At 74.3% G+C, this 2,430-nt stretch carries 3 protein-coding genes; all 3 read left to right on the top strand.

What is annotated here, in order from left to right:
• On the top strand, window positions 1-580 hold a 580-nt coding region (locus B7767_RS37230; RefSeq protein WP_143652856.1), incomplete at its 5' end, for a zinc-binding dehydrogenase.
• Window positions 577-1,758, top strand: a complete 1,182-nt coding sequence (locus B7767_RS37225; RefSeq protein ID WP_085575858.1) for an acyl-CoA dehydrogenase family protein — start codon at window positions 577-579, stop codon at window positions 1,756-1,758. The genes B7767_RS37230 and B7767_RS37225, both read left to right, overlap by 4 nt.
• Window positions 1,755-2,430, top strand: a 676-nt coding sequence (locus B7767_RS37220; RefSeq protein ID WP_179167455.1) for an acyl-CoA dehydrogenase family protein, incomplete at its 3' end; no start/stop codon positions are given. The genes B7767_RS37225 and B7767_RS37220, both read left to right, overlap by 4 nt.

Genomic DNA, 2,430 nt, shown 5'->3' with positions numbered 1-2,430 from the left:
CGAGACCCTGCTCGTGCACGCCGCCGCGGGAGGCGTCGGCAGCGCGGCCGTGCAGCTCGGCAAGGCGGCGGGCGCCACCGTCATCGGCGTGGTCGGCGGCGCCGCGAAGGCGTCCGTCGCCCGGGAGCTGGGCTGCGACGTGGTGATCGACCGGCGCGAGCAGGACGTCGTCGCCGCCGTGAAGGAGGCCACCGGCGGCCGGGGCGCCGACGTGATCTACGACCCCGTCGGCGGCCAGGCCTACGCCCAGTCCGCCAAGGCCGTCGCCTTCGAGGGCCGGATCGTCGTCGTCGGCTTCGCGAGCGGGTCCATCCCCAGCCCCGCCCTGAACCACGCCCTCGTCAAGAACTACGCGATCCTCGGCCTGCACTGGGGCCTGTACAACACCAAGAACCCCAAGCTGGTCCAGCACTGCCACGAGCAGCTCACCGAACTCGCCGCGCGGGGCGCGATCAAGCCGCTGGTGAGCGAGCGCGTGCCGCTCGCCGGGGCCGCCGACGCCGTGCAGCGGGTCGCCGACGGTGTCACCACCGGACGCGTCACCGTGCTGCCCTCGCCGGAGAACGGAGCCACCGCATGACCGACGCCGCCGAACTGCGCCGCCGTACCCAGGAGTTCCTGTCCGCGTACCCGCCGGCCGGCACCGACCGCCTGGACTTCCTGCGCGCCCGCTTCGACGCCGGGCTCGCCTGGGTGCACTTCCCCGAGGGGCTCGGCGGACTCGGTGCCCCGCGCTCCCTCCAGGCCGTGGTGGACGCCGGACTGGAGGCCGCCGGGGCACCCGACAACGACCCGCGCCGCATCGGCATCGGCCTGGGCATGGCCGCGCCGACGATCCTCCAGTACGGCACCGAGGAGCAGAAGCGGCGCTTCCTGAAGCCCCTGTGGACCGGCGAGGAGGTCTGGTGCCAGCTCTTCAGCGAGCCCGGCGCCGGATCCGACCTGGCAGCCCTCGGCACGCGTGCCGTCCGGGAGGGCGAGGAGTGGGTGGTCGACGGGCAGAAGGTGTGGACGTCCAGCGCCCACCTCGCCCGCTGGGCCATCCTCATCGCCCGCACCGACCCGGACGTGCCCAAGCACCGGGGCATCACCTACTTCGTGTGCGACATGACCGACCCCGGTGTCGAGGTGCGGCCACTGCGCCAGATCACCGGCGAGGCCGAGTTCAACGAGGTCTTCCTCACCGGCGTCCGCATCCCCGACGCGCACCGCCTCGGCGAGGTCGGCGACGGCTGGCGGGTCGCGCAGACCACCCTGAACAACGAACGCGTCGCCATCGGCGGCATGCGGCTGCCCCGCGAGGGCGGCATGATCGGCCCGGTCGCGAAGACCTGGCGCGAACGCCCGGAACTGCGCACCCACGACCTGCACCAGCGGCTGCTGAGGCTCTGGGTCGAGGCGGAGGTCGCCCGGCTCACCGGCGAACGCCTGCGCCAGCAGCTCGTCGCCGGGCAACCGGGCCCCGAGGGCGCCGGCATGAAGCTCGCCTTCGCCCGCCTCAACCAGGAGATCAGCGGCCTGGAAGTGGAACTGCGCGGCGAAGAGGGCCTGTTGTACGACGACTGGACCATGCGCCGGCCCGAACTGGTCGACTTCACCGGGCGCGACGCCGGCTACCGCTACCTCCGCTCCAAGGGCAACAGCATCGAGGGCGGGACCAGTGAGGTCCTGCTGAACATCGTCGCCGAGCGCGTCCTGGGCCTGCCCGCCGAGCCGCGCACCGACAAGGACGTCGCATGGAAGGACCTGGCCCGATGAGCGATCTCCTGTACTCGGAGGAGGAAGAGGCGCTGCGCGCCGCCGTCCGGGACCTGCTCACCGACCACTGCGACGCGGCGGGCGTGATCGCCCGTACCGAGTCGGACGCCCCGCACGACCTGTCCCTGTGGAAGGCGCTCGCGGACGGCATGGGCCTCGCCGGCCTGCTGGTCCCCGAGGACCGGGGCGGCCAGGGCGCCACCCACCGCGAGGCCGCCCTCGTACTGGAGGAGCTGGGACGCGCGGTCGCTCCCGTGCCGTACCTGACGAGCGCCGTGGTGGCCACCGAGGCGCTGCTGGCGTGCGAGGACGGCGGCGAACTGCTCGCCGAGCTGGCGTCCGGGCGCCGCATCGGCGCCCTCGCCGTCGGCCTGCACACCGCTCCCGGCGCCGCGTTCACCACCGTACGGCTGGAGAGCGGCGCACTGCACGGGGAGCTGACCGGCATCGCGGACGCCGCCGTCGCCGACGTACTGCTCGTCCCGGCGGACGACGGCGGGCTGTACGCGGTGGAGGCCGGCGCGGCCACCGTCGCCCCGCAGGTCTCCCTGGACCTGACCCGTCCGGTGGCCCGGGTGACCCTGGACGGCGCGCCCGGACGCAGGCTGGGCGACGCGGGAACCGCCGTGCCCCGCGCCCTGCGGGCCGGCGCCGGACTGCTCGCCTCGGAGC

It is taken from the genome of Streptomyces sp. 13-12-16, assembly GCF_002114215.1.
GTDB lineage: Bacteria > Actinomycetota > Actinomycetes > Streptomycetales > Streptomycetaceae > Streptomyces.
The sequence above is the reverse complement of the archived record's forward strand: the minus strand, read 5'-3'. Positions and strand labels throughout refer to the sequence as shown.